25 protein-coding genes are annotated in these 25,671 nt (G+C 68.9%); 17 read left to right on the plus strand and 8 right to left on the minus strand.

Annotated features, from left to right (window positions below):
* The first annotated feature begins 53 nt into the window (after positions 1–53).
* From BIU94_RS15720 to BIU94_RS15730, 3 genes are all read left to right on the plus strand, one after another.
* Positions 54–929: a CPBP family intramembrane glutamic endopeptidase gene (locus BIU94_RS15720; RefSeq protein WP_071262766.1), complete on the plus strand. Its 876-nt coding sequence runs from the start codon at positions 54–56 to the stop codon at positions 927–929.
* Between the two features lie 315 nt (positions 930–1,244).
* A complete protein-coding gene (locus BIU94_RS15725) occupies positions 1,245–2,132 on the plus strand; it encodes a carboxypeptidase-like regulatory domain-containing protein (RefSeq protein ID WP_175472198.1) in 888 nt (295 codons plus the stop codon).
* A gap of 76 nt (positions 2,133–2,208) precedes the next feature.
* Positions 2,209–2,634, plus strand: coding sequence for a PRC-barrel domain-containing protein (locus BIU94_RS15730; RefSeq protein ID WP_071262773.1), 426 nt, complete (start codon positions 2,209–2,211; stop codon positions 2,632–2,634).
* A gap of 140 nt (positions 2,635–2,774) precedes the next feature.
* On the opposite strand, the gene BIU94_RS18235 is transcribed toward BIU94_RS15730, so the two are convergent.
* The 5 genes from BIU94_RS18235 to BIU94_RS15755 form a co-directional block, all read right to left on the minus strand.
* Complete coding sequence (locus BIU94_RS18235) at positions 2,775–5,765, minus strand: fibronectin type III domain-containing protein (protein WP_071262775.1); 2,991 nt, start codon at positions 5,763–5,765, stop codon at positions 2,775–2,777.
* A gap of 191 nt (positions 5,766–5,956) precedes the next feature.
* Positions 5,957–6,793, minus strand: coding sequence for a carbohydrate ABC transporter permease (locus BIU94_RS15740; protein WP_071262777.1), 837 nt, complete (start codon positions 6,791–6,793; stop codon positions 5,957–5,959).
* On the minus strand, positions 6,790–7,635 hold the full coding sequence (locus BIU94_RS15745) for a carbohydrate ABC transporter permease (RefSeq protein WP_139196428.1): 846 nt from the start codon (positions 7,633–7,635) through the stop codon (positions 6,790–6,792). The genes BIU94_RS15740 and BIU94_RS15745 overlap by 4 nt, the downstream gene beginning before the upstream one ends.
* A gap of 170 nt (positions 7,636–7,805) precedes the next feature.
* On the minus strand, positions 7,806–9,104 hold the full coding sequence (locus BIU94_RS15750) for a sugar ABC transporter substrate-binding protein (RefSeq protein ID WP_254782982.1): 1,299 nt from the start codon (positions 9,102–9,104) through the stop codon (positions 7,806–7,808).
* Positions 9,105–9,170: 66 nt separating this feature from the next.
* Positions 9,171–10,415, minus strand: a complete 1,245-nt coding sequence (locus BIU94_RS15755) for an aminotransferase class V-fold PLP-dependent enzyme (protein WP_071262781.1) — start codon at positions 10,413–10,415, stop codon at positions 9,171–9,173.
* Between the two features lie 160 nt (positions 10,416–10,575).
* On the opposite strand from BIU94_RS15755, the gene BIU94_RS15760 reads away from it, so the two are divergent.
* A complete protein-coding gene (locus BIU94_RS15760) occupies positions 10,576–11,262 on the plus strand; it encodes a FadR/GntR family transcriptional regulator (protein WP_071262783.1) in 687 nt (228 codons plus the stop codon).
* Positions 11,263–11,526: 264 nt separating this feature from the next.
* Here BIU94_RS15760 and BIU94_RS15765 read toward each other — a convergent pair whose 3' ends face one another.
* Positions 11,527–12,156, minus strand: coding sequence for a TetR/AcrR family transcriptional regulator (locus tag BIU94_RS15765; protein WP_071262787.1), 630 nt, complete (start codon positions 12,154–12,156; stop codon positions 11,527–11,529).
* Between the two features lie 91 nt (positions 12,157–12,247).
* Here BIU94_RS15765 and BIU94_RS15770 point away from each other — a divergent pair, with 91 nt between their 5' ends.
* The gene (locus BIU94_RS15770) at positions 12,248–12,994 is read left to right on the plus strand and encodes an SDR family NAD(P)-dependent oxidoreductase (RefSeq protein WP_071262789.1); all 747 of its coding nucleotides are present in this window, start codon (positions 12,248–12,250) and stop codon (positions 12,992–12,994) included.
* A gap of 478 nt (positions 12,995–13,472) precedes the next feature.
* Here the strand turns inward: BIU94_RS15770 and BIU94_RS15775 are convergent, their stop codons facing one another.
* Positions 13,473–14,138 carry an SDR family oxidoreductase gene (locus tag BIU94_RS15775; RefSeq protein ID WP_071262793.1) on the minus strand — a complete coding sequence of 222 codons (666 nt, stop codon included), beginning with the start codon at positions 14,136–14,138 and terminating at the stop codon, positions 13,473–13,475.
* Between the two features lie 120 nt (positions 14,139–14,258).
* On the opposite strand from BIU94_RS15775, the gene BIU94_RS15780 reads away from it, so the two are divergent.
* From BIU94_RS15780 to eno, 8 genes are all read left to right on the plus strand, one after another.
* Positions 14,259–14,822 (plus strand): TetR/AcrR family transcriptional regulator, encoded by a 564-nt coding sequence (locus tag BIU94_RS15780; protein ID WP_071262797.1) that lies wholly within the window; start codon positions 14,259–14,261, stop codon positions 14,820–14,822.
* A gap of 70 nt (positions 14,823–14,892) precedes the next feature.
* Positions 14,893–15,141 carry a hypothetical protein gene (locus BIU94_RS15785; RefSeq protein ID WP_254784829.1) on the plus strand — a complete coding sequence of 83 codons (249 nt, stop codon included), beginning with the start codon at positions 14,893–14,895 and terminating at the stop codon, positions 15,139–15,141.
* 650 nt (positions 15,142–15,791) lie between these two features.
* Positions 15,792–16,298: a universal stress protein gene (locus tag BIU94_RS15790; protein ID WP_060915497.1), complete on the plus strand. Its 507-nt coding sequence runs from the start codon at positions 15,792–15,794 to the stop codon at positions 16,296–16,298.
* The gene (locus BIU94_RS15795; protein WP_055960826.1) at positions 16,295–17,038 is read left to right on the plus strand and encodes a 2,3-diphosphoglycerate-dependent phosphoglycerate mutase; all 744 of its coding nucleotides are present in this window, start codon (positions 16,295–16,297) and stop codon (positions 17,036–17,038) included. The genes BIU94_RS15790 and BIU94_RS15795 overlap by 4 nt, the downstream gene beginning before the upstream one ends.
* An 89-nt stretch (positions 17,039–17,127) precedes the next feature.
* The gene (locus tag BIU94_RS15800) at positions 17,128–17,538 is read left to right on the plus strand and encodes a CrcB family protein (RefSeq protein ID WP_055962328.1); all 411 of its coding nucleotides are present in this window, start codon (positions 17,128–17,130) and stop codon (positions 17,536–17,538) included.
* Complete coding sequence (locus BIU94_RS15805) at positions 17,535–17,906, plus strand: CrcB family protein (RefSeq protein WP_055960823.1); 372 nt, start codon at positions 17,535–17,537, stop codon at positions 17,904–17,906. The genes BIU94_RS15800 and BIU94_RS15805 overlap by 4 nt, the downstream gene beginning before the upstream one ends.
* A gap of 26 nt (positions 17,907–17,932) precedes the next feature.
* Positions 17,933–18,418 (plus strand): inorganic diphosphatase, encoded by a 486-nt coding sequence (locus tag BIU94_RS15810; protein WP_071262799.1) that lies wholly within the window; start codon positions 17,933–17,935, stop codon positions 18,416–18,418.
* Positions 18,419–18,563: 145 nt separating this feature from the next.
* Positions 18,564–19,898, plus strand: coding sequence for a phosphopyruvate hydratase (eno, locus tag BIU94_RS15815; RefSeq protein ID WP_083393829.1), 1,335 nt, complete (start codon positions 18,564–18,566; stop codon positions 19,896–19,898).
* Here the strand turns inward: eno and BIU94_RS15820 are convergent.
* Positions 19,883–20,815 carry a LysR family transcriptional regulator gene (locus BIU94_RS15820; RefSeq protein WP_208385475.1) on the minus strand — a complete coding sequence of 311 codons (933 nt, stop codon included), beginning with the start codon at positions 20,813–20,815 and terminating at the stop codon, positions 19,883–19,885. The genes eno and BIU94_RS15820 overlap by 16 nt on opposite strands.
* A gap of 165 nt (positions 20,816–20,980) precedes the next feature.
* Here BIU94_RS15820 and BIU94_RS15825 point away from each other — a divergent pair, with 165 nt between their 5' ends.
* The 4 genes from BIU94_RS15825 (at position 20,981) to BIU94_RS15840 (ending at position 25,575) form a co-directional block, all read left to right on the plus strand.
* Positions 20,981–22,045 (plus strand): TDT family transporter, encoded by a 1,065-nt coding sequence (locus BIU94_RS15825; protein WP_240614499.1) that lies wholly within the window; start codon positions 20,981–20,983, stop codon positions 22,043–22,045.
* Between the two features lie 708 nt (positions 22,046–22,753).
* Positions 22,754–23,356 carry a recombinase family protein gene (locus BIU94_RS15830; protein ID WP_055960814.1) on the plus strand — a complete coding sequence of 201 codons (603 nt, stop codon included), beginning with the start codon at positions 22,754–22,756 and terminating at the stop codon, positions 23,354–23,356.
* Positions 23,357–23,362: 6 nt separating this feature from the next.
* A complete protein-coding gene (locus BIU94_RS15835; protein WP_071262802.1) occupies positions 23,363–24,766 on the plus strand; it encodes a Mu transposase C-terminal domain-containing protein in 1,404 nt (467 codons plus the stop codon).
* Positions 24,763–25,575 carry an AAA family ATPase gene (locus tag BIU94_RS15840; protein ID WP_055960810.1) on the plus strand — a complete coding sequence of 271 codons (813 nt, stop codon included), beginning with the start codon at positions 24,763–24,765 and terminating at the stop codon, positions 25,573–25,575. The genes BIU94_RS15835 and BIU94_RS15840 overlap by 4 nt, the downstream gene beginning before the upstream one ends.
* Positions 25,576–25,671 lie beyond the last annotated feature (96 nt).

Raw genomic sequence — 25,671 nt, forward strand, 5'->3', positions numbered from 1 at the left:
GTCCAACATGTCAAACATCGGAGGCGGCTGAATTGCAAGTTGCACGAATCGTCATGTTCATCGCGCTGGCGTACGGCGGCGCCTGGGCTCTCCTCACACCGGCGCTCGTGTCCAGCGCTGATCTCACGGATCCGGTAGGCAGCCTTGGGACCTATGTCGCCACAGTTGCGATGATGTTCACCCCCGCGGCGAGCGCACTGCTCGTCGCTGTCGCACTGGAGCGGCGCCGCGGCCGCTCGATCCTCCGCGGCGTCGGCCTCGACGCCTTCTTCACGCGGCGTGGTTGGCGGACTGGGATCTGGGCGACGATGGCAGCGGCGACTCTTGTGGTGGGGAGCTGGGGGCTTGGCCTGTCGTTCGGGTGGCTCGAACTGGACCCGGAACGATCCCCGCTCAAGACCCTGTTCGTGCAACTCACCGGCGAGGAGCCGCCGCTACCGATGGCCACTCTCGCCGCCCTCCAGCTCGTGAACCTCCCCATCGGCCTCGCCGTGACGAGCGTCGCGGTGGCAGGAGAAGAGGTCGGTTGGCGCGGCTGGCTCCTGCCACGTCTCGTGGAGCTCGCGCCACGGTGGGCGCTCCCGCTCAGCGGACTCATCTGGGGCGTCTGGCACACGCCTGCGATCCTGCTCGGCCTCAACTACGACCAGCCCGATCTGCTCGGCGTCTGCATGATGGCGGTGGCGTGCACAGGTGTTGGAGTACTCATCGGTTGGTTGCGGCTGCGCAGCCGATCACTGCTCCCGTGCGTCCTCGCCCATGCAGGGCTCAACGTCTTCACCACCTACCAATCAGCACTCTTCACGCCCTTCGACCCGCGCCTGGTCGGCCCCCTCTCAGTGACGGGATGGATCGTCATCGCGGCGATGCTCGTTTGGCTGGGAGTCGCTCGGCGCCGACAACGCAGTGCGTTCGGCCAAAGAACCTAGGAACCGCCCGACTCTGAGCGGCAGTGTTCCGGATTGCCGGTTCGCCGACTGAACCGACCTGGGCACTTCCTGACGCCGTTCGTCACTGATGAGCGCGACGGTCGGCGGGAGTCCGCATCCCCATGACCGCTCGATGCGATGCGCAGTCCCCGCAGTCCGCCAGCCGCGTACAGTCCCAGCCAACGCACCACTGGCGGAAGATCGGGGAACGCGATGCGACTGATCACGGGGACGACACTGGTCGTTGCACTGGCCGTCGGAGCGCTGATCGGTCTCGCGCCGCCAGCGACCGCGGCCGGATCGGGAACGATCACCGTGCAGCTCACAACGCCGGACGGCACCGCGATCCGGCTGGCGGACGTCGAACTCGCAGCGATCGGCACAGACGCCGTCGTCGGGAACGCCACCACTGACGATGACGGCACCGCGACGTTCACCGGCATCCCCACGCCGGACACCCTCACGGTGGCGACACGACAGCTCCCGCCGCACGGTGCCGAGACCTACACCCCCGGGCTCCGCTCGGACATCGAGGTCCGCAGTGGTTCGACGGTTGCGGTCACTCTGCCGCTCGTGATCGGCGCCACCGTCCAGGGCGAGGTGGTCGGCCCGACCGGAGCCGCCTCCGGACGCCTCATGTACGCATGGAACGAGGACACTTCGCAGGTGTTCCGGACGACCTCGGACAGCGCTGGCAAGTACCAGTTCGTCGGACTCAGCACCGGGAAGTACCGCATCGAGGCGTTCGCCAGCGGGACCGCGTCGCCCGCTGTCTGGAAGACACGGGTGTACCAGCAGCGCGGCATGCTCCCGGCTTCGCAGGTGACGTTGTCACGGCACTATGCACACAGCGACTACGACCTCACCGTCTACGCCGCCTCGGCTTCCCGCGACTCATCGGCGCAGCTCAGTGGCGCGGGCGTCACGGTGACGAACGCGACGACCGGAGCGTCGTTCTCCACCAGGTTCTCCACCCTGCTCGACAACGAACAATTGGCACAGTTCCAGCTCCCCTCCGGGCAGTACCTGGTGGAACTCCGCACGGCGGCGACATCCGCAACACCCGCTCAGGTGCTGTGGCTCGCACGTCCCGGTGGCGTCTACCGGTACGTCACCGACCGGACACAGGCCGTCCCAGTGAAGGTCGTGTTCGGCGGTCACAACTTCTGGGGCGGAGCGTTCTCGGAGACCGCCTCGCGCTGAGTGCCCCGTGAAGCCCTCGGGCTCGCCTCACGATTTCTGACACGGACGGGTCAGGCCTAGAGCGTTGACTACTCACATGATCACCAAGAACGAGATCCACGACGTCGAGAACGCGCCCGTCCGAGACCGGAACGGCGCATCGGTCGGCAAGGTCGCGCAGGTGTTCCCCTCCGACGAGGACGGCAGCGCCGCGTTCGTCAGCGTCGCGACCGGCCTGCTCGGGAGTCACCACGCGCTCGTCCCGGTCGAGGACGCCACCTTCGACGGCACGGACCTGCACGTCGGCTACACGAAGAGCGAGATCAAGGGCGCGCCGTCCCTCGGAGTCGGACAGACCTTGTCCGTCACCGAGGCGAACGCCGTCCGCGAGCACTTCGGGCTGTCCCCCGCCGGCAAGGCCACCGGCGACATGGGCGACGCGCACGAGAACCTCGACCAGGCCGGCACCGGCCCGGCTGGCGCAGACGACACCGAGGGCGCGGGAACGACTCCGCCGGCGTGACCAGCTCTGACGCGACGACGCTGCAGTCCCGCCCTCTCGGCAGACGTGCCGCAGGACCGCGCGCGTCCACCCGCTGGCCCGACGGACTGGAGGCGGTGCTCACCAGGTGAGCACCGCCTCCAGTCCGTTGCGTGGTCCGGTCAGGACCGCTGGCGGCTCCTGCGGACGCCGATGCGGAGGCACAGGCCGAGGACCACGGCGAGGAGCGCCGCGACAGCCGCGGGGCCGGTGCCGTCGGCGCCGGTGTACGCCAGTTCTTCCGCGTCCGGCGCCGGGCTGGCCGGATCATCGGTGTCGGCGATCGGGTCGACGACGGTGCCCGTCGTGGGCTCCACAGAAGGGATCGTCGGGCTCGTCGGCTGCGTCGGGGTCGTCGGTTCCGTCGGGTTGGTCGGGTTCGTCGGTTCCGTCGTCGGCGGCGCGACGACCGCGGTCGGGCTGACCTCGATGAGCATCGACGCACTGACCGTTCCCACCGTCGCCGTGATGACGTGCGGCGAGGCGTGGTGGAACGTCACGGTCGCACCGTCGATCTCGTCCGAGGCCACGCTGCTGGTGAGGGTCACGTCGCCGGGCGTCGGGAGCTCGTTGCCGAAGGAGTCGGCACCGATCGCGTCGACCCGGATCGTCGAGCCCTGTTCCGCCGTCACCGTGCCGTTGGTCGTACCCGTGCCACTCGTGGTCAGCGTGAGCGCGTCGAGCGCTCCGGGAGCGACGGTGATCGTGACGGTGGAGACCGCCGGGAACCCGACACCGTTGGTGGCGGTGATCCGGATGACCGAGAGTCCGGCCTTCGTCGGGACACCGGTGATGTCTCCGGTCGTCGGGTCGAAGGTGAGCCCTGCGGGCAGGTCGCCGTCGAAGGTGACGGTCGGGGCCGGGGACCCCGCGATGTCGACGTGGTAGCGGAACGGCTCGCCGGCGACGACCCGCGTCGGCAGCGGGCTCTCCGGCGTGGCCGTCGCGGGCACCCCGACGACCGGTACGGTGCCGTCGGAGGTCGCGGTGAAGGGCTTCCACCCGGCGAGGGTGCCGGTGACCTCGACGCTGACGACGTGACCGAGGTCGGCCTCGGCGAGCGTGTAGGTCCGGCTGGTCGCACCGTCGACGGCGGTGGCGTCACGGAGCCAGCGGTACGAGAGCTCGGTGCCCTCGACCCAGCCGGTGCTGCGCGCGGTGAGCTCGGCACCGACCTGCGCGGTGCCGGTGGCGTCGATCGCGGCCGAGGCGTGCTGCGTGCCGGCGACCACGGTGGCGTCGGTGGCGGCCGCGACCGTGCGGTCGGTGTAGCCGTCGAGGTGCCCGGTCACCGTGACGCCGATCACGGCGTCGACGTCGTCGGCCGAGGGCGTGTAAGTGGCACCCGTCGCTCCGTCGATGGCGACACCGTCGCGGGTCCAGCGTCGGTCGAAGGACGTGCCGTCGAGCCAGCCGGTGTCCGTGACGGTGAGGGCGGTACCGACCGCAGGGTCGCCGTCGATGCCGACGGTTCCGTGCTGGCGCCCCTCGCCCACCACCGCCGGGGTGCTGGCGACGGAGTACCGGTCGTAGCCCTCCGCGGTGCCGGTCGCGACGACGTGCAGGGAGTGACCGGCCTGCGCGGCCGCCGGCGTGTAGCTCGCCGAGGTCGCGCCCGCAATGGCCCGGTCGCCGTCGAACCACTGCAGCGCGACCGTGGCGCTGGCCGGCGTCCACCCGCTGGTCGTCGCCGTGATCGGCTCGGCGACCGTGGCAGCGCTGCTCGTGACGGTGCCGGTCTGCGTGCCGGAGGTGGCGGCGATCGCCGCCGAGGTCGCAGTCGTCGCGGTGTACCCGCGCGAGGTGACGGAGGCGATGACGAAGACCGAGCGCCCACCGACCGCGTCACGGCCGGTGACCGTGTACTGCTCGGTGGTCGCGCCGGCGATCTGGACGTCCGTGCTGTCGCGGTACCACTGGTAGCGCACCGCGGCGTCCGTGGGGACCACCGCGGGGAGCGACGCGGTGAGGACCGTGCCGGCCTTCGCGGACGAGCCGACCGTGGCGTCCTGGGCATCGGCGATCCGGACGGTGCCGGGAGCGATCGTGCCGGAGCCGACGGTGCCGAGGTCTGCGGTCTTCGTGGCGGTGTGACGCCCGACGGCGTTCGCGGTCACGGTGACCTGCACGGCCTTGCCGAGGTCGTCCGGGGTCGGCGTGTACGTCGCCGCAGTGCTCACCGGAGCGCCGTCGACGGTCCACGACCAGGTGAGGCTCGGGGCCGGGACCCAGCCGTCCGAGCTCGCGGTCACGCTCTCGCCGACCGCCGGTTCCGCGTCGTCGACCGTCAGAGAGCCGCCCGCGAAGTCGCCCATGGGGGTCGCGGTCACGGTGGTGCTCCACAGCCCGGGGCCGCGGTCGGTGGTCGCCCGGACCCGGAAGTCGTACGCGGTGCCGTTCGTCAGGCCGGTGACCGTCGCGGTCGTCGCCGTCGTCGCGGCGGGCGCGCCCCACGAGCCGGAACCGTGCACGGCGTACTCGGTCTCGTACCCGGTGACGGTGGTGTCCGCCGGCGGTGTCGGCGCGGTCCACGAGAGCGCCGCCGTACCGTCACCGGCGGTCGCGGTGAGGCTCCCGGGCGCCGGGATCGTCAAGACGTAGGTGCGGTAGTTGAAGGACTCGAAGCCGACGGAGCTGCGGCCGCCGACGATCAGCCCCTCTCCAGGGGCCGGAGCGTTGCTGGTCCAGGCCGAGCCCTTGGGAAGCGCGAAGAAGTAGGTCGAGCCGGCCGTGACGGTCGGTGGCGTCGCGAAGGAGACCGTCTGCCAGCCCCCCGCTTGCGAGATGGTCCCGGTGGCGAGCGCCGTGCCCGTCGGCGATGAGCCCGCGTACACCGAAACGGGGCCGGTCCCGTTGGTCGCGCCGTACGGCCACCAGTTGATGTCGGCGCCGGTGAGCTGACCGCTCCGGCTGGGGACGTAGACCTGGCCGGAACCGGCCGGGAAACTGAGCCCGGACCACTGCTTCTCCGTCGCGCGGTCGATCGTGCCGGTGGCCGGGGCCGCCTGCGCAGCGGGGGCAGCGATCAAGGTGAGCGAGCCGACGAGGGCTGCGGCGAGCGCCGCTGCCGAGAGCCGGGCGCGGCGACGAGGCCGCGCGGAGCGTGAGAGCACGGGGATCCTTCGGGTGGATGCGACCGATGCGGTCACGGTTGCGCTCACCGTACCGAGGGGAACTCGGGTTGCGCTTCCTCCCGTGTGGGGGCCAAGCAGGGCGAACAGCCGCCGTGCGTCCGGGCTACCCGAACCGCTCCGTCTGGACGGAACACCTCGGACTGGACGACAGGGCGAGGAGCCCCGCCGCGTCAGCCCTTGACCGCGCCCGCCGTGAGCCCCTGCACGATCCACCGACTCGCGAACGCGAACAGCACCATGGTCGGGATGACGGTCAGGACCGCGGCCGCCGACATGGGTCCCCAGTCGATGTTGAAGCTGCTGATGAAGCCGTTGATCGCGGTCGGCAGGGTCTTGTTCGCGTCGCTGTTCATCAGGGTCGTCGACAGGAACAGCTCGTTCCAGCAGTTGACGAAGTTGAAGATGAAGGCCGCGACGATCCCCGGCTTCATCACGGGCACGATCACGCGGAAGAGCGCGCCGAACCGCGAGCAGCCGTCGATCATGGCCGCTTCCTCGAGTGCGGCGGGGACGTTCGCGAAGAACCCGCGGAGCATGACCGTGCTGAACGGGATGCACACGGCGATGTAGATGAGGACGAGCCCGACCCGGTTGTCGACCAGCTCGAGGCGCGTCATGAGCAGGTACAACGGCCCCAGCGCGATGAACGACGGGATCATCTGGGTCACGAAGAACGCCGTCAACAGCGCGCCCTTCGTCCGGAACTCGAAGCGGGAGAGCACGTAGCCGGACAGCAACGAGATCACCGTCGCCGTGACCGCGGCCGCCAGGCTGACGACCAGGCTGTTGACCACGTAGACGCCGAACTGCGACTTGGCGAACAACCCGATGTAGTTCTGCAGCGAGAACTCCGTCGGCCAGTACGTGAGCGGCCGGCTGAAGATCGAGCCGGGCGCCTTCAGGGACGTGATGGTGATCCAGTACAGCGGGAAGAGCGTGATGAGGAGCCACAGCCCGAGGAATCCGAAACGGACGAACCGGGCTGAGCGGGTCTCGTGGTCGATCATCGGGTCTTGGGTCCCTTCTCCCGCATCGCGAGCAGGTAGAACACGGAGAACACGAGCAGCACGGCGATGACGATGAGCCCGAGCGCCGAGGCCCGGCCGTAGTCGCCGCGCTGGGTGGTCTGGATCATCCACGTGGTGATGATGTGGGTGCGGTCGGCGGGGCCGCCGCCCGTCATGCCGTAGATGATGTCGGGGAAGTTGAAGATCCAGATGACCCGCAGGAGCACCGTGAGCGCGAGCGTGACGCGGATGTACGGGATCACGATCGAGAAGAGCGTGCGGACCTTGCCGGCCCCGTCGAGCGCGGCGGCTTCGAGCATCTCGTCGGGCACCGACTGCAGCGCCGCGAGGATCATGATCGCGAAGAACGTGACGCCGTACCAGATGTTCGCGATGAGCACGGCGACCATGGCGGTCGCCGGGTCGGCGAGCCAGTTGATCGGCTCGTCGATCAGTCCGACCTTGGCGAGCAGGTCGTTCACGACGCCGAACTCGCTGTTGAACATCCAGCGGAACAGGATCCCGATGAGGAACCCGGACACCGCCCACGGGAAGAACACGAGCGCCTGGTACAACCCGCGGAACCGGAACCTGCGTCGCAGCCACAGGGCGAGGGCGAACCCGATCACGAACTGCGGCACGAGCGAGGCGACGACCCAGACGACCGAGTTCCGGAGCACCGTGTAGAAGACGGGGTCGGTGAGGATGTCGTGGAAGTTGCCGAGTCCCACCCACGACGTGTCGCTGAGGTTGTTGAGGTTCCAGTTGCGGAACGCCATCTGGCCGCCCGCGAACAACGGGTAGTAGACGAACACCGCCACGAAGACGAGTGCGGGTGCCATGAACCCGAGGAGACTGAGTCCCTTCCGCTTCGTGAAGGTGCGGCGACCCGTGGGTGAGGAGCCGCGCCTCCTCGGGTCGTTGCCGCCGCTTCGACCGCCCGGGGCCGGAGGAGCGACACCGGCGCTGGCCCGCGACACGGCGGACGGCGCGGTGGACGCGTCCTGGACCGTCACTTCGCGTCCTTCTCGGTCCAGTACTCGTCCCAGCTGGCGAGCAGTTGCTTGCTCGTCATGTCGCCGACGAGGACCCGCTGCAGCTCAGAGTCGGCCTTCTGGGTCCACTCGGTCCACCAGGCGACGGTGCGCGGCTGCACGACGGGGATGTAGGTCTCCGGTGCGTCGGTCATCGTGACGTAGCTCGCCCAGGCGCCCTCGCTGTAGAACGGGTCCTCGGTGGCGCTGGTGAGGATCGGGACGAGGCTGTTCTCCTTGGTGAAGCGCGTGGAGGCGTCGCCCGACGACAGGAACTCGATCAGCTTCGCCGCCTCGGCCTTGTGCTCACTCGACTCAGCGGTGCCCCAGCCCGACGTGGCGACGGTCTGGGCGGCTTTCCCGGTCGGCCCGGTCAGCAGGGGTGCCGTGGTCCACTGGTCGGCCTCGATGGCCGTCGAGGTCCCGATCGCGCTGATGACCTCGGGGTCCTGCAGGAGGAACGCGGTCGAGCCGTTCGAGAACCCCTCGACCATCTCCGGGTAGCCCCATGCGACGCTCGACGGCGGCGAGGCCTTCTCGAAGAGGTCGAAGTACATGTCGGCGGCGTCCTGGGCTTCCGGCGCCGAGAAGATCGTGTCGCCGTTCTCCAGTCGGAACGCGTTCTCGGTGTCGAGGTCGTCGGCCACGTAGGCCTCGATGGCGGTGACGAGGTTGGAGTTGCCGTTCATGCCACCGCGGAAGGCGTAGCCGTAGTCGCCGTCGCCCGACTCCTGCACCGCCGTGGCCTGCTCGAGCAGGTCGTCCCACGAGGCGGGCGGGGCGTCGAACCCGGCGTCCTTCGTGAGGTCCGTGCGGTAGAAGAGGCTCAATCCGTAGAAGCCGTAGGGGATGTAGTAGACGGTGCCGTCGTCGTTCTTGGCGTAGTCGACGGCGTTCTCGGTCAGGTCGTCCCAGCCGGACCAGTCGTCGAGTTCGGTCGACATGTCGCTGATCCAGCCGTTCGCGCTGAAGGGTCCGACCGTCGTGTCGCGGACCTCGAGCACGTCGACACCGTTGCCGGACTGCAGCATCTGCTGGATCTTCTGGTCGGCCTGGTCGGTCGGCGGCGAGATGAGCTCGACCCGGATGTCGGGGTTCTCGTCCTCGAAGTCGGCGAGGAGCTCCTTGAGGAGCGTCGTGCGCGTCGGGTTCGTCAGGCTCTCGACCATCTGCAGGGTGACGGTGCCGTCGCTGCTGCTTGGGGCGGAGCAGCCTCCTGCCAGCAGCGCGGTGGCGAGGCCCAGGCTGAGCGCCGCGATCATCTTGGTGCTTTTCACGGTTGTCCTTCGTGTCAGGTGGAGCACGTGTCGTCAGGGTCGGACGGGTGGTGCGGTCGGAGGTCCTCAGGCGGTGCGGGCCCAGTCCGCGAGGACGGGCACGCAGCGTTCGGCGAACGACTCGTAGTCGGCAGCGGTGTTGTAGACGTGGGTCGACAGCCGCAGGTAGCCCACGCCCGCGAAGGCCGTGAACGCGCACTCGACGCCGAGCTCGTCCAGGACGCGGTCGCGGAGCGCGTTGCCCTCGCCGTGTCCGGCGGCGAGCGCCCCGGGCAGTCGCACGAGGCGGAGCGCACCGACGGGCATGCCGACGTCGACGCGGTGGTCCTCGCCGGTGATCGCCGAGAAGGCTCCCGCCACGACGTCGACGGCGTGGTCGGCCAGGTCGGACATGTACCGGCGAGCCGTGTCCCATCCCCACGTGTCGCCGATCAGGTCGAGCGACGTCGATGCCGCGAGCCAACCGGTGAGGTCGAGGGTGCCCTGGGTGTCGAAGCGCTCCGGGAAGGGGTCGGTCGCACCCCAGGAGTCGATCGACGGGTTGAGCTCCTGGACGAGCGGGCCGCGGGCGACCAGGACGCCGGTCCCGCGGGGTGCACAGGTGAACTTGTGCAGGTTGCCGACCCAGAAGTCGCACTCGAGGTCGGCGAGCGGATCAGCGAGCAGTCCGGGCGCGTGCGCACCGTCGACGAGGACGGGCACTCCGAGCTGCGCGGCGTGCCGTGCCACCGCTCCGACCGGCAGGCGCCGCGCCGTGGGGGACGTCACCTGGTCCATGACGACGAGGGACGTCGCGTCGGTGATGCTGTCCGAGATGATCCCGGCTGCCGTGTCGTGGTCGGCGTCGAGCGGGACCGAGACGGTGCGGACGCGGCCGTTCCAGCGCCGGGCGAGTCGCTCGGCACCCATCGTGACCGCTCCGTAGCCGTGGTCGGTGACGAGGATCTCGACCCGGCGGCCCACCGGCAGGCTCGAGTAGACGACGCTCGCGCCGGCACTCGCGTTCGCGACGAACGCCGTGTCACGGACGTCGGTGCCGAGGAACTCGGCGACGCGGCCGCGCGCCTGCGCGACGAGCCCGGGCAACGGCGGGAACCACGCGACCGGGGCTGCTTCCATCACGTCACGGAGGCGCTGCTGCTCGGCCTGCGTGGCGCGGGGCACAGCGCCGAACGAGCCGTGGTTGAGGTGGCCGAGGTACGGGTCGAGCGTGAACGCAGCAGCCGCCGGCCGCCCGTCCTTGAGCGTCAGCGGCTCGGGACCGACCGCGGGATCGGTTCGGGCGGCGTCGGTGGTCGTCGCGAATGCCATGCCGGCAACACTAGGAAGTCATCAGATGACTCGGGTTTCGATCCCGTTACGAACGTGTCAACAGCCCGATCACCTGCAAGGACATCAGATGAGTCGTCCGCGCGGGCGCGTTGATGGCCTGTCTTCGTGCCGGTAGGCTCGCCCCGACGAGAGGGGCACGATGTCCGCGGTCGACGATGCCTTCCACGGCCTGCGTCACATGATCAGCTCGGGGCGCCTCGGCGCTGGGCAGCGGTTCCCGCCCGAGGCGGACCTCTGTCAGGAGCTCGGGGTCTCGCGTGGGTCGTTGCGCGAGGCTGTCCGCATGCTCTCCGCCCTCGGAGCCGTCGAGTCGCGCCACGGATCCGGCGTCTACGTGTCGGCGCTCCGCCCCGAGGACATCATCGGCAGCCTCGCCCTCACCGTCGGCCTGCTGCCACTGTCCGGACTCCTCGACGTGTACGAGTTGCGCCGGGTGCTCGAGAGCCACGCCGCGGCACAGGCCGCCGCACGCGCCAGCACCGACCTGCTCAACGAGCTCGACGGCGTGCTCGACGCGCTCGAGGCCACCACGGACGTCGAGGAGTCCGCGCAGCTCGACTCCGACTTCCACGAGGCGATCGCCCGGGCCGGAGGCAACCCGACCATGGTCGCGCTGCTCGGTGTCTTCCGGAGCCGCAGTCGCGCGTACCAGATGTTCGACATGCCGGACGGACGGACCATCAAGCACACCAGCGACCAGGCGCACCGGGCCATCGCACGGGCCATCCGGCAGCGCGATCCGGTCGCGGCAGCCACGGCGGCGGCGAGCCACGTCGCACAGACGGAGCAGTGGCTGCGGCACTACCGACCCGACCCGACGCGCTGACACGCACGATGGACCGGCTTGTCTGCGACCAGCGGAGCGGCCGGGAGGTGGGCGACACGAACGAGGACCTCGACCAGGCCGGCACCGGCCCGGCGGGCGCAGACGACACCGAGGATGCGCGGACGACGCCACCTGGGTGAGCGCTTCTGGAACCCGCGCCGTCGCGCCCGCTGGATGCGCGCCTCCAGACCCGGACAGGAGGCGCGGCGGCACCCCGCCCCGCCGGTCACGTCGCCGCGGCGTCACCCTGACACGCGCCGACGTTCAGTCCCAGGGACCGTCCGCGGTCCCGAGCTGCTCCCTGCCGAGTGGCGTGATCGGCAGGGCCGCGAGGCTCGCGATCCCCACTTGCAGGAGCGCCGCTCGCGAGGTCCCGACGCGCCCGATCGCCCCCATCCCCTCGATCACCGCGCAGAAGTAGGTGCCGAGCGCCTCCGCGTCGGCATCTGCCTCGACCTCGCCGGCCGCCTGCGCGTCGACGATGCAGGCCGTGTAGCCGGCGCGGATGGTGTCGAAGGTCTCCGTGACGGTCGCGGCGACCTCCGGGTCACGGGCCGACAGCTCCACCGCCGCGCGGAGCAGCAACGAGGGTGCCCCCTGCGCTGCACCGTGCTCCACGGCCACGGACACCAACTGCGTCCGGATCCGTGCGATCGGGGACTCCGCACTCCGCAGGACCGCCTGCACGACCTCGACAGCCTCGGCGGTGTCGCTGAGGAAGGCGCGCATGAAGAGCTCCTTCTTGCCGCCGAACGTGTTGTAGAGGCTCTGCCGACCGAGGCCGGTCGCCGCGAGCAGGTCGTCGAGGGACGTGCCGTCGAACCCGGACTCCGCGAACGTGCGCCGGGCGCGCTCGACGACGTCGGCCTCGTCGAACTTGCGCGGTCGGGGCATGTGGACTCCTCGGAAGTCGTTGTTGACTGATCAGTCAAGCACGACGTACTGTTCTGGACCAAGCAGTCCATAACAACTCCAGGAGGACATCATGGTCGGAGCACTGCAGGACAAGACCGCACTCGTCACGGGCGGAACCTCGGGCATCGGACTCGCAGTCGTGCGCCGCTTCGTCGCCGAGGGGGCACACGTCTTCGTCACCGGGCGGCGGCAGGACGCGCTCGACGCCGTGCGCGACGAGCTCGGCGACGCGGTCACGACGATCCGCGCCGATGCCGCACGGGCGGAGGACATCGCCACCGTCTTCGCTGCGGTCGCCGAACGCGGTCACGGCCTGGATGCCGTGCACGCCAACGCCGGTGGGGGCGAGTTCAAGCCCCTCGATGCCGTCACCCCCGAGGACTTCGAGGCGACGTTCGGCACCAACGTCCGCGGGACCACCCTGACCGTCCAGGGCGCCGTGCCGTTCCTGCGCGAGGGGTCCGCCGTCGTCGTCACCGGATCGACGGCAGCATCCGGCACCGAGCCGTCATTCGGCCTGTACGGGGCGTCGAAGGCCGCGATCGCCGCCCTCACCCACACGTGGGCGGCGGAGCTCGCGCCGCGCGGTGTCCGGATCAACACGGTCGTCCCCGGGCCCACGGAGACCCCGGGTCTCGCGGGCCTCGCTCCGGGCAACCCGGACGCGATGCTCGAGCAGATGGCGAGCGGGCTGCCGTTCGGCCGGCTCCTGCGTCCGGAGGAGGTCGCCGCCACGGTGCTGTTCCTCGTGTCCGACCAGAGCTCGGGGATGACCGGGAGCGAGCTCCTCGTCGACGGGGGCAGCAGCATCAGCTGACCCTGTCAGCCTCCTGTCGGGTCTGCATGAAGCTGCGCACGCCGCCGGAACCTGGTGGGTTCTGGGGCTCCTCGCCCTCCCCCTCGTCGCAGCGCAACCGCTCCTCGTGTCCGCCGCCCGTCGCGCCGGTCGGCTGCTGGCGCTGTCTCGTTGGTCGAGCGCTCTATGGTCACGGACGGAGCCGCGAGCGTCGATATCCGACCGCGGCACTCCCAAGGATGACGACGGTGCAGATGAGCGTTACCCATGCGAACGCGCTGGACGAGCTGATCGTGAAAAGAACGACTGAGACCGCGGCGAACACGAGTCCAAGCAGCAGGAGCACGAGCCACACTGTGATTGATCGAGTCACGAGATGAAGCTACCCGTTGCCGGACGGCAAAGTTCGAGTTGCAGCGTGTGCCCGATAGACAATCCCTCATTGGACGCGGCGGCCCGCCCGTCCGCAGGTCAGGCTTCGAACGGGCGAGCGCACGCGTCAACCGTCATAGGCCACGTAATGCAGCTCCGCGTCCTTCCGCTCGTCATAGAGCTTCACGTAGGCCTGGGCGATGACGTCGGGCTTGGCGTCGGGGTGGCCTCCTCCGATGAGGGCGGTGATGCCGATGTGGGCGACGTAGACACCCTTATCGGCGAGGGCGTTGTGGAGATTGAGAGTCCAGTTCCGGAGGCCTGCGGCGGCGATGTTCACGTTGCCGAGGAAGGGCATCGGGCTGATAGACCCGCCACCGGTGGTGACGAGGACCGTCCCTGCACCCCTGGCCACCATGTGTGGCAGGACGGCGCCGACAGCAGTGAGGGCTCCGCCGAGGTAGAAGTCGATCTGCGGCTGCAGGTTCTCCATCGTCACGTCGAGGACGTCGACGGGTGCCAGGCTCGGGTCCGAGGGCGAGAACTCGAGGACGTCGATCGGGCCGAGTGCGTCCTTGATCGTGCCGAGTGCATGCGTGATCGTCTCGGGGCGGCTGACGTCGGCGGTGAACCCGCGGGCACGGATGCCCTCACCCTCGAGGGTCGTTGCGAGGGTGTCGAGCTTTGTCTGGTCACGGGCGACAAGGGCGACATCGAAGCCCTTTCGCCCGAAGGCGCGGGCGATCTCGAGGCCCAGGGCCGGGCCGGCTCCGATGATACAGATGAGAGGCATGGTGCATCCTTCCGCGGCCCGTCGTTTCCCGGGGCGTCGTACTGTTGGGATAAGTTGAGGTTGTCCTCAATCAAGGACGATCCTATGTTGAGACTGCCCTCAAGATCCAGTGGAGACGTCGTGACCAAGACCCCCGGCCTTCGCCGTGACGCGCAGGCGAACCTCGAGAAGCTGCATGCGGCTGCGCTCGAGGTGTTCTCGCGCCGAGGACTGTCCGCGCCGCTGGAGGACATCGCTCGCGAAGCCGGCGTGAGTATCGGCACGCTCTACAACCGGGTGGGCTCTCGGGAAGCACTGATCGACGCTGTGGTGCCTGCTGTCGCGGGCGAGAAGCTGAAGGCGCTTACGGAGACGACGCTGAGCCAGGAGTCTCCGCGAGGCCGGTTGGAGACATTCATCTCCGCGATGATCGACCTGCAGCTCAGTGACCCTGTCATGAACGACGCCATGCTGCGGCGGTATCCGCACGCGACCGCGCTCATCACCGCCTGCGAACGGTCGACGGCACTCGGCGAGCAGCTCGTTGAGGACGCGCACACCGCCGGGGCACTGTCGGAGGACTTCACTCCGGATGACCTAATGGCCGTGCTGTGGATGGCAGGGACAGTGAGCCGGGACCCTGCCGCCCCCGACGGCTGGCGCCGCGTCGTCGATCGCGGCATCTCTGCAGCCTGGACCGCGTAACTCGCGCGAAAAGGACCGGCGTCGCACTGACCGATCGGCTAACGGACAGCGCCCTCCTACACTCTCCATCGTGAGTAGACGAATCCCGGGACCACCCTTCTTCCGACGCCCGAAGCCCTTCACGGGCGGGGAGGTCTGGATCGTCCAGCACGACGAGTCACCGGACAACACGGTCCTCGGCGTTTTCGCTACAGACGACGAGGCGTACGCCTTCATGGACACGGTCAAGGACGACTACGAGAACGGCGTGCTCTGCTCGAGCTTCGCGATCCCGTACCGGTCCACCGATGGCGCCGTTCGGTACCAGGCTAAGGACTGACGTCACGTCCGGTAGCCGATCGGTGACCGGCCGCCTCGAGCAGCGCGAGCAATCGCGCCCCGGTCCGAGCGCTAGGGCAACGCTCCAGGACCGGAGCGTCGATGCTCACCAGCGAGCCCTGGTCAGAAACCAATCGGGTGTGGCTCGCAGAACGAACCTACGCGTCCGCGTTTCGGAGGACAGCCAGGTCCAGCACCTCACGCAGCACGACAGCACCTCGGCTCGGTGCCCATACACCTCCCGAGAGAGCCCTGACGACAGGTGCCAGACCGATCGGGCGGAACGGCACCCGGATGGGGACAGCGTTCTTCTGGCCCTGGCGGATCGAGCCGGGACTAGGGAGAAAGCCTCCCGGCTCGACCCGTATCCGCCGGCGCTGCCCGTCTCGATAGCCGATCGGCCATCGAGACAGCAGAACCTGGCCGATGCCGCGGATGTGGGCAGCTTCGCTCCGTGTCGTCGGAATCGCTTCCTTCGGTGTCGGGACGTCGCGGGTGCGCGAGACGGCCCGCGTGACTTGGGGTTCGGGTGCATAATGGTGGTGTCTTCGGACCCGGTAGTGGGGCTTGCCGGACCCAACCTCGACAGTTGTCGACAACAGTCCCTATCTCAGCTGGTCGCGCTTCTGCGCGCCTGAGGTAGGGAGTGTCATGACAGCACCAATCGGTTCCGGACCGGTCGTCGTCGGCGTCCTGCCCGGCCTCGCTCCGGGGGTCATCGAGGTTGCGTCGTCTATCGCGCGGCGCTTCGGTACGACGCTGGTGTGCGTCAGCGTGGATGCATCGCTCTTCGATGCCGGTACGCGCTCGGACGGGTCGGTGATGGTGGAACCGATCGACCCTGACACCGCTGACACGACACCGCAGGGCTTGTCGGACAGTGACAAGGCGGCAGTACGTGCTGCCGCAACGACCTACGGCGTCGACGTCACGTTCGTCCCGGGTGTCGGGGATCCGAGCCGGGCACTGTCGCAGGTGGCCGAAGACCGCGACGCGGCGATGCTGGTCGTCGGGGCCAGGACGGGAGCGGGTCGAATCGCGGAGTTCTTCACGGGGTCGGTCGCGGTACGGCTGACCCATCAGCAGCACCGTTCAGTGCTCGTAGTGCCCGTTGATCCGGTCGGGTTCGATGCCCCACTGCCGTGGGACACCCCGTGACCGGCCAGCTTGTTCTGCTCCGCCACGGACAGAGCACTGCGAACGCTGCCGGTACCTTCACCGGCTTGCGAGACGTCGCGCTGACCGAACAGGGCAGCGCCGAAGCGAATCGGGCTGGGTTGCTACTTCTGCATGCCGGCATCCGACCGGACCTCGTGCTCACGTCGACGCTCGAGCGGGCGCTCCACACGGCGGAGCTCGTCACCGACGTCCTCGGACGTGATGCGCCGATCGAGTCGACGTGGCGGTTGAACGAGCGGAACTACGGCGCCCTCACCGGCATGTCCAAGCAGAATGCGCAAGCGGCGTTGGGGGCGGAGCAGTTCTTCGCTGTTCGTCGGACCCGCACGGGACGGCCACCACGCATGTCGATCCGCGCGTGGCTGGCGCTCCGGCGGACGCCGGCGCTTCGTGGACTGCCGTGGGCGGCACTTCGTCGAACCGAAACACTCTCCGACGTCATCCGCCGGGTCCAACCCGTCCTGTCGCACAGCATCACCCCGGCACTCCGCGACGGGCAGACAGTGCTCGTCGTCGCGCACGGCAACTCACTGCGGGCACTGTGTGCCTGCATGGACGGCCTAACTGACGGTGAGCTCGCGGACCTGAACCTCCCCACGGGCGAACCCCTGATCTACCGGTTCGACGGCGACGGTGGGTTCTGTCCGCGGGGTGGGGAGTACCTGCATCCGGCAGCACGAGCAGCAGCGGCAGCGGTCGCTGCGGAAGGTGGAACATGACCTCCCGAACGGACACGCACCTGCCCGATGGGCAGCTCCCGCCCGACCCAGACATCGACGCCAACGACCCGGAACGTATCGACCGGCCAGTGCATCTGCGGTGGCGGTACCTCGGTGTCGTCGCACTCGGCGGCGCCATCGGTACCGCCGCACGCGACGGACTCAGCACCGCGTTCCCCGCTCAGCAGGAGGTGTCCTGGGCGATCTTCTGGATCAACATCGCCGGCGCGCTCCTACTGGGTGTGCTGCTGGAACACCTCGCGCATCGCGGACCTGACGAGGGTCGCCGCCGGACACTGCGCCTGCTTCTGGGAACCGGTGTCCTCGGCGGGTTCACCACCTACAGCACCCTCGCGACCAGCACCGCGGTGTTGTTCCTCGCTGGCCGCGGGTTGGCCGGCACCGGGTACGCGCTCCTGACGGTCCTCGCCGGCGCGATCGCCACCGGTAGCGGCCTCGCGATCGCGGGTTTGGTCCGACCGAACGGGGCCACATCATGAGCGCCCTGGCCTTCCTCAGCGTCGCGGTCGCTGGCGGTGTCGGCGCGGCCGCACGGTTCTTCGTGGATGGTGCGATCAACCGGGGTCGGCAGTTCCGGCTCCCGGTCGGGACGCTGACGATCAACATCACCGGCTCGTTCCTGCTGGGCTTGATCACCGGCGCCGCCGGTCACCTCGGCGCCACCCCCGTCGCGGTGCTCGGAACAGGGCTCATGGGTGGCTACACCACGTTCAGCACCGCCAGCTTCGAGACCGTCCGCCTCGCACGCACTGGCCGCACCACCGCGGCTGCCGTGAACGGGCTCGGGATGCTCGTCGTCTCCGTCGCCGCAGCCGCCGGGGGCGTCACCCTCGGCACCCTCACTTGACCATCCGACTGGGAGACGAACAGCTCATGCACCTCGACATCACGATCGAGATCCCCCGCGGCAGCGGCAACAAGTACGAGGTCGACCACGCCACCGGACGGATCCGCCTGGACCGGGTGGTGTTCACCAGCATGGTGTTCCCGCAGGACTACGGCTCGATCGACGACACTCTCGGCGATGACGGCGACCCCCTCGACGCGCTCGTGCTGCTGCCCCGGCCCACGTTCCCCGGCGTCGTCATCGACGTCCGCCCGGTCGGGATGCTCCGCATGGTCGACGAGAACGGCGGCGATGACAAGATCCTCACCGTCCCCGCCGGAGACGTCCGCTTCGACCACGTCCAGGACATCTCCGACGTCGCCGAGCCGGTCCTGGCGGAGATCGAGCACTTCTTCGCCCACTACAAGGAGATCGAGCACGGCAAGCACGTCACCACCAACGGGTGGGCGAACCGTGTCGACGCCGAAGCCATCATCCGCGCCGCACAGGAACGGTTCACCCCGCACCCCTGACCGGCACCCGCGCACCCGACACCATCCAGTGCGCGCCCTGAACCGCCGTGGGGAGGCAACTGGCGCCCAGTGATCGCCAGGAGGTCGTCCCTCCGCCTCCCCGCGGCCCACACCCGCACGACCAACCCGAAAGGCGACAACCGCCGTGAACGACTACATCAGCAACGTCCACCACACCACCCACCATCAGGGCGAGTACGTGACCCACACCAGCCGCCCCGTCACCATCAGCAGCCTGCACGGCTCCCGGATCCTCGACTCCCGCGGCTACCCGACGATCCAGGTGCGTCTCGAGCTCGAGGACGGCACCGTCGTCACCGGTGACGCCCCCGCAGGCGCATCCACTGGCGCGCATGAGGCTGTCGAGCTTCGCGACGGCGGCAGCAGCTACGGCGGCCGCGACGTGAGCCAGGCACTGCACCTCATCACGACGGACGTCGCACCGATGATCACCGGCCAGTCGTGGACCTCGATCGGGCAGGCCGACGCCGCCCTCGCTGCCCTCGACGGCACCCCGAACCACCGCCGGCTCGGCGCGAACAGTGTCGTCGCGACCTCGATCGCGATGGCACGCGCTCTCGCCGCCGCAGCGGAGCTGCCGCTCTGGCGTTGGATCGCAGACGTCACCGGCAGCACGCCCCGCCTGCCCGTCCCGCACTTCAACGTGCTCAACGGCGGAGCGCACGCAGCGAACGCGCTCGACTTCCAGGAGTTCATGATCGCCCCGGTGAACGCCGAGACCATGACCGACGCGGTTCGGATCGGATCGGACGTCTACCACGCGCTGGCGGCACTGGTCCGGGAACGGTTCGGCAGTCTCGGTCTCGGGGACGAAGGCGGCTTCGCCCCGTCGATCGCCGCGCCCGAGGAGGCCCTCGACCTCCTCGTCGCCGCGATCAGTGCCGCCGGTTACGAGCCCGGCGTGGACACCGTCGCGATCGCACTCGACCCGGCGGCGAACGAGTTCGCGCTCGGTGACGGTAGCTACCGGGTCGTGGACCGCCGGCTCGACCGCGCAGGCATGGTCGACTACTACCGCGACCTCATCAGCCGGTATCCGATCCGGAGCATCGAAGACGGCTTCTCCGAAGATGACCACGGCGGCTGGAAGGCGATGTCGTTCGCGCTCGGCGACATGCTCCAGATCGTCGGCGATGATCTCTACGTCACCGATCCGCAGCGCATCCGCGACGGTGGGAAGGACGGGCTCTCGAACGCGGCGCTCATCAAGCCGAACCAGATCGGCACCGTCTCCCAGACCCTCGACGCGATCGGCGTCGCACGCTCGCTCGGGATGCGGAGCATGGTGTCGCACCGGTCCGGCGAGACCACCGACACGTTCATCGCGGACCTCGTCGTCGGCACCGGAACCGGACAGATCAAGTCCGGCGCACCCGCCCGCGGAGAACGCGTCGCCAAGTACAACCGGCTCACCGAGATCGCGGAGAACAATCCGGAGCTGCCCTACGGGCTGCGCTGACCCCGACCGGTCACCTCGTGGGCGACGCGCAGGAAAGCAGAACCAGCTGGCTGAGGCTCTCCCGACCAGATCGCCCGCAACGGCCGGGCAAGTGGCGGCCCAGCGAGCGGGACCCGCACCAGCGACCCGTCGTTGATGTCGGCGGCGACCGTGCGAAGGCTCATCACCGCCGGTGCAATTCCAGCCTGCGCGTTCGCCCGGATGATGCTCGTGGTCTCCAGCACCGCGGCCGGAACCGACATGCTCAAACCGGCCTCCCTGAGCCATGCGGCGAGGGTCGCGCGAGTTCCGGAACCTTCTTCCCGCAGGAGCAGAGCCGTCGCCGCCAGGACCTCCGCAGTGATCCCGGTCGACCGAGCCCAGGGATGTTCCGGCGCAACGACGACCGCGAGCTCATCGTCCGCGATCACCTGCGCGGACACACCTGCCGCCGTCACCGGGGTCTCCGTGAACCCGAGGTTCGCGCCACCCGACTGCACGAGGTCCGTCACCGCGGCGGAGTTGCCCGCGATCAGGCGCACCCGCACGTCGGGTTCGCGGCGGCGGAATTCGAGCAGCCAGCCCGGCAGCAGCAGCTCCGCGATCGTCTGTGACGCTGCGACGACGAGCGAACCCGTGGGAGTCCGCAGCGCAGCCACTCCTGCTTCGAGGTGGCGAGACGCGTCGAGGACCGGTCCGGCCAGCCCGACGACGAGCCTGCCGGTCTCGGTCAGCACCGACCCCGTGGTCGAGCGGTGCACCAACAAGTGACCGACCATGCGCTCGGCGACCCGGATCCGAGCAGACACTGCCTGTTGCGTGACGCCGAGCGCTCCAGCGGCAGCGGAGAGGGAGCCGGTCTCGGCGACGCGTGCGAGCACGTCGAGTGTGTCGAGGTCGAGGGTTCGGTCCGTGAGTCGCCGTAGTGCCACAATCATTGATTGTGCCCTGCCAAGAGGTTCCGGGTACCGCCAGAGGCAGGATTCGCGCAGGCTTGGCCCATGACAACGCTCCGCACGGACCCTGCACCCGCGAACGGTAGCCAGCTGCCCCAACGGCCGCAGACGGCGTTGTTCCGTGACCTGGAGCGGCCAGGCCTGATCGTGTCGAATCTCACACCGAACTGGTTCGCGTCGATCATGGGCACGGGGATCGTCGCTGTCGCAGCTGCGTCACTGCCGCTGCAGTTCCCCGGGCTGCGCCTCGCGGCGACGGTCGTGTGGGCGATCGCCGCGGTGCTCCTCGTCGCCCTCACGACCGCGACGGTGCTGCACTGGATCCGCTACCGGAGCACTGCAGCCGGGCACCAGCTCAACCCGGTGATCTCGCACTTCTACGGCGCACCACCGATGGCGTTCCTCACCGTCGGCGCCGGGACACTCCTGCTCGGCAAGGACTGGGTCGGCCTGCCCGCCGCCGTCACCATCGACTGGGTCCTGTGGACCATCGGCACCATCGGAGGACTGCTCACGGCAGTGCTCGTGCCGTACCTGGCGTTCACCCGCCACGAGAACAAGCCCGACTCCGCGTTCGGCGGCTGGCTGATGCCGATCGTCCCGCCGATGGTGTCCGCCTCCACCGGTGCGCTCCTGCTACCGTACGCCCCCGCCGGGCAGGCGCGGGAGACGCTGCTGTGGTCCTGCTACGGCTTCTTCGGCCTCAGCCTCATCACGTCGCTGGTCGTGATCACGCTGATCTGGAACCGTCTCGCGCAGCACAAGGTCGGGGCCGCCGGCATGGTCCCGACTCTGTGGATCGTCCTCGGGCCGGTCGGACAGTCGATCACCGCGGTGAACCTCCTCGCATCGAACGCCCCCACCGTTGTCGATGCGAGTACCGCGCATGCCCTGCTGGTCGTGGCGCTGGTGTACGGGTTCGCGATGCTCGGCTTCGCGCTGCTGTGGACCGTCATCGCCCTCGCGATCACCATCCGCACTGCCCGCGAACACTTGCCGTTCAGCCTGACTTGGTGGTCCTTCACGTTCCCCGTCGGGACCTGCGTCACCGGCCTGAACGGGCTCGCCCTGCACTCAGGCCTGACCGTCGTTGCCGTCCTCGCCGTCATCTACTACGCCGGCCTCGTCGCCGCATGGATCACCGTTGCCCTTCGCACCTTTCACGGATCCGTCATCCGTGGCACCCTGCTGGCACCGCCACAGCCGGCATGAGTACCCCCGAGGAACTCGCTGACGTTCGATCGCTGAACGGTCTCGCGGAGACGTGGCGGACCGCGCCCGACGGCAGCCGACGGTTCGTCCCGAGCTTCGACCCACGATCCGGCGGCAGATTCAGCCGTGTCCTGGTCCTGATGCAGTCGCCTGGCCCCCAGACCATCGCCGCAGCGCACGCAGCGATCTGCAGCGAGGACAACCCGGGCCCGACCGCGGCCGCGTTCCGAGCAGCCCGTATCGAGTCCGGACTCGCACGCGGCGAGTACGTCCGCTGGAACCTTGTCCCATGGGAACTGCCCGACCGCGTGCGACTCGAGGACATCGACGAGGGGCGGCATGCCCTCGCCACACTGCTCGCGGCCCTCCCCGCTCTCACTGCGATCGTCACGTACGGGGCCGTTGCCCTCGACGGCGTCATGCGACACTTCACCCTGGACGAGCACCCCCGACTCCTTCCGGTCATCGCAGCACCACATCCGTCTCCCGCCAACGGCCGCCACCGATCGGAACAACACCTCCGTTCCGTGCAAGCACTCCGGCTCGCCGCGCGAGCGCGCAGACGTAACAAATACGAACGATTCCGCTACAACTATCCGTACCGGCGCTCAGTCCGGGTGCGAGGCGCCGTGTCTTGTAGCGGAACCCAGTCCCAGAATCTACGTGCCGCCACTACCCCTCCTGGTCGAGTTTCGCTACGTTCTCTTCATGGGTCACCTTCTCGGGTATGCGCGCGTGTCCACCACAGACCAGGACGCGTCGCTGCAGATCGACGCGCTCAACGCCGCTGGCTGCTACCGCGTGTTCGTCGACACCATGTCCGGGTCGCTCCAACACCGGCCCGAGCTCGACAAGCTCCTCGACCAGCTCCGCCCCGGCGACACTCTCGTCGTCTGGCGACTCGACCGGCTCGGCCGGTCCATCCGGCACCTCATCGATCAGCTGCACGCTCTCGCCGAGCGCGGCATCGGGTTCCGGTCCCTGCAGGAGACCATCGACACCACCTCGCCCGGCGGCCGGCTCGTGTTCCACGTCTTCGCCGCGTTGGCGGAGTTCGAACGGGACCTCATCAAGGAACGCACCAACGCCGGCCTCGCCGCCGCTCGAGCCCGCGGCCGCACCGGCGGCCGACCATCTCGGCTCTCCGCGGACCAGGTGCGCACCGCACGCCGGCTCTACGAACAGCAGGACATGACCGTCGCGCAGATCGGCGACGTGCTCGGCGTTAGCCGCACCACCATCTACCGTGCACTCGCGAAGCACGCCGAGCCCGTCGCGGCGCGACGAACCAAGCCTTCCCCAACGATGTAGCTGGCTATGGACGCGAGCGAGCGGTGGGGCATCCTTCGACTGCACGTCGAGGACGCCATCCCGCTCGCCACCCTGGCCCGCACCACGGGCGTCGCTGAGCGCACCCTGCAACGCTGGTTGGCCCGCTACCGAACCGGCGGATACCCGGCTCTCGCCGACGGCACCCGCACCGATCACGGCGCCCGACGGACGGCACCGGAACTGGTGCGCCTGATTGAGGGGCTCGCACTCACCAAGCCACGACCTTCGATCGCCACGATTCACCGCCAGGTCGACAATTACTGCACCAAACGAGGTCTCTCAGCGCCGTCGTACTCCGTTGTGCGGTCGATCGTGAACGGGCTTGATCCCGGGATGGTGACGCTCGCGCTTGAGGGGCCCGCGTCATATCGGGACAAGCACGAACTGCTGCTCCGACGTCGTGCGGATCGCCCCAACGCGATCTGGCAGGCGGACCACGCGATGCTCGATCTGCTCATCGTCGGACCCGACGGCAAGCCCGAACGGCCGTGGTTGACGGTGATCCTCGACGACTACTCCCGCGCGGTCTGCGGGTACATGGTGTTCCTCGGCGCCCCATCCGCCGCGAACACCGCGCTCGCGCTCCGGCAAGCGATCTGGCACAAGCCGGAACCGGACTGGCCTGTCTGCGGGATCCCAGACGTGCTCTACACAGACCACGGGTCCGACTTCACCAGCCACCGAATCGGCGACACCGCCGCCGTGCTGCACCTCCGCATCATCCACTCGCAGGTCGCTCGCCCCCAGGGCCGCGGGAAGATCGAGCGGTTCTTCGGCACCATCAACACCGAGCTGCTCCCAACGCTCCCCGGCCACCTCGCACCCGGATCCTCGGCGCCGGCGCCGACGCCGGCGCTGGATCTCGCCGGTGTCGACAGTGCCATCAACACGTTCATCCGCCGCTACAACGCCCGCATCCACCGCGAGCTCCGGAAGAGCCCACTGGAAGCGTGGATCGCAGACGGGTGGCTGCCACGAATGCCGGACTCCCTCGAGCAGCTCGACGGGTTCCTGCTCACCGTCCCGACCACGCGTGTCGTGCAACGAGACGGCATCCACTTCGAAGGGCTCCGCTACACCGCAACCACTCTCGCACCCTTCGTGGGCAGCACCGTCAGCGTCCGGTACGACCCCCGCGACGTCACCGAGATCCGTGTCTTTCACCGCGACGCGTTCCTGTGCACCGCGATCAGTACCGCGCATCAGACCGAGACCATCAGTCTCAAGCAGATCCAGGCCGCCCGGAACGCGCAACGAAGAGCCCTGCGCGGGCAGATCCGCGAACGCATCGCGATCGTCCGCCCCACACCCGATGATCACACCCCACCAGCACCCGCACCGGCACCGGATCAACCGCGACTGATGACCTACGAGGAGGACCGGTCATGACGAGCCAGTTCATCATCACGAAGGAACACCGTCGGTTCGCGGAGTTCGCCGACGCCGTCCGGAAGCAGAACACCATCGGCGTCTGCTTCGGCCCCGCTGGCGTCGGCAAGACCCTCTCCGCACGCCGCTACGCCCACTGGGACAGCATCGGCCCGTTCATCGCCAGATGGGCCGCACGCAGCGAAGACGACACGAAGATCTACGCCGCCGCCCACCGAGCCCGCACCGTCTTCTACACGCCCGAGGTCTCCGCCACGATGCGCGCCCTGCAGGACGACCTCCGGCACGACATGCTCCGCACCGAACGCTGCATCGAGGAACACCTCCTGCTCCAGGGTCGCCACTTCGACCACGCACACGGCCCCAACCCGTCCCTGCTCGAGCTGATCATCATCGACGAGTCCGAACGCCTCACCGGCAACGCGATCGAGTGGCTCCGCGACCAGTACGACCGCACCGGCATAGCGATGATCCTCATCGGCATGCCCGGCATCGAGAAGCAGTTCAGCCACTACCCGCAGCTCTACAGCCGCCTCGGTTTCGCCCACCAGTACCGTCCGCTCGGCCACGACGAGCTGCTCTTCGTCCTCGAACGTCAATGGCGCAAGCTCGGCAAGACGCTCGACCCCGACGACTTCACCGACGCGCAAGCCATCGCCGCCGTCGAACGCATCACCCGCGGCAACTTCCGGCTCCTTGAGCGCCTCCTCCCTCAGATCCAACGCGTCCTGAAGATCAACGAGCTCGACGTCATCACCAACGACGTCGTCGAGGCCGCCCGCAGCACCCTCGTCATCGGCACCACCTGACCCGACACCGATCGCAGCGAAAACGACGACACAGAGCGAGGCTGCTCACAGCCGCGGACGTCGCATCAGTCATCTTGATCGACCTGGTCGGCTGTA

Source organism: Curtobacterium sp. MMLR14_006, from assembly GCF_001864985.1.
Lineage (GTDB): Bacteria > Actinomycetota > Actinomycetes > Actinomycetales > Microbacteriaceae > Curtobacterium.

Coding starts and splice junctions, on each gene's coding strand:
- BIU94_RS15755 (WP_071262781.1), bottom strand. CDS start 10,415: ATGGCATTCGCGACGACCACCGACGCCGCCCGAACCGATCCCGCGGTC.
- BIU94_RS15770 (WP_071262789.1), top strand. CDS start 12,248: ATGGTCGGAGCACTGCAGGACAAGACCGCACTCGTCACGGGCGGAACC.
- BIU94_RS15745 (WP_139196428.1), bottom strand. CDS start 7,635: ATGGCACCCGCACTCGTCTTCGTGGCGGTGTTCGTCTACTACCCGTTG.
- BIU94_RS15810 (WP_071262799.1), top strand. CDS start 17,933: ATGCACCTCGACATCACGATCGAGATCCCCCGCGGCAGCGGCAACAAG.
- BIU94_RS15730 (WP_071262773.1), top strand. CDS start 2,209: ATGATCACCAAGAACGAGATCCACGACGTCGAGAACGCGCCCGTCCGA.
- BIU94_RS15805 (WP_055960823.1), top strand. CDS start 17,535: ATGAGCGCCCTGGCCTTCCTCAGCGTCGCGGTCGCTGGCGGTGTCGGC.
- BIU94_RS15835 (WP_071262802.1), top strand. CDS start 23,363: ATGGACGCGAGCGAGCGGTGGGGCATCCTTCGACTGCACGTCGAGGAC.
- BIU94_RS15720 (WP_071262766.1), top strand. CDS start 54: ATGTTCATCGCGCTGGCGTACGGCGGCGCCTGGGCTCTCCTCACACCG.
- BIU94_RS15765 (WP_071262787.1), bottom strand. CDS start 12,156: ATGCCCCGACCGCGCAAGTTCGACGAGGCCGACGTCGTCGAGCGCGCC.
- BIU94_RS15830 (WP_055960814.1), top strand. CDS start 22,754: ATGGGTCACCTTCTCGGGTATGCGCGCGTGTCCACCACAGACCAGGAC.
- BIU94_RS15775 (WP_071262793.1), bottom strand. CDS start 14,138: ATGCCTCTCATCTGTATCATCGGAGCCGGCCCGGCCCTGGGCCTCGAG.
- BIU94_RS15740 (WP_071262777.1), bottom strand. CDS start 6,793: ATGATCGACCACGAGACCCGCTCAGCCCGGTTCGTCCGTTTCGGATTC.
- BIU94_RS15760 (WP_071262783.1), top strand. CDS start 10,576: ATGTCCGCGGTCGACGATGCCTTCCACGGCCTGCGTCACATGATCAGC.
- BIU94_RS15790 (WP_060915497.1), top strand. CDS start 15,792: ATGACAGCACCAATCGGTTCCGGACCGGTCGTCGTCGGCGTCCTGCCC.
- BIU94_RS15840 (WP_055960810.1), top strand. CDS start 24,763: ATGACGAGCCAGTTCATCATCACGAAGGAACACCGTCGGTTCGCGGAG.
- BIU94_RS15820 (WP_208385475.1), bottom strand. CDS start 20,815: ATGATTGTGGCACTACGGCGACTCACGGACCGAACCCTCGACCTCGAC.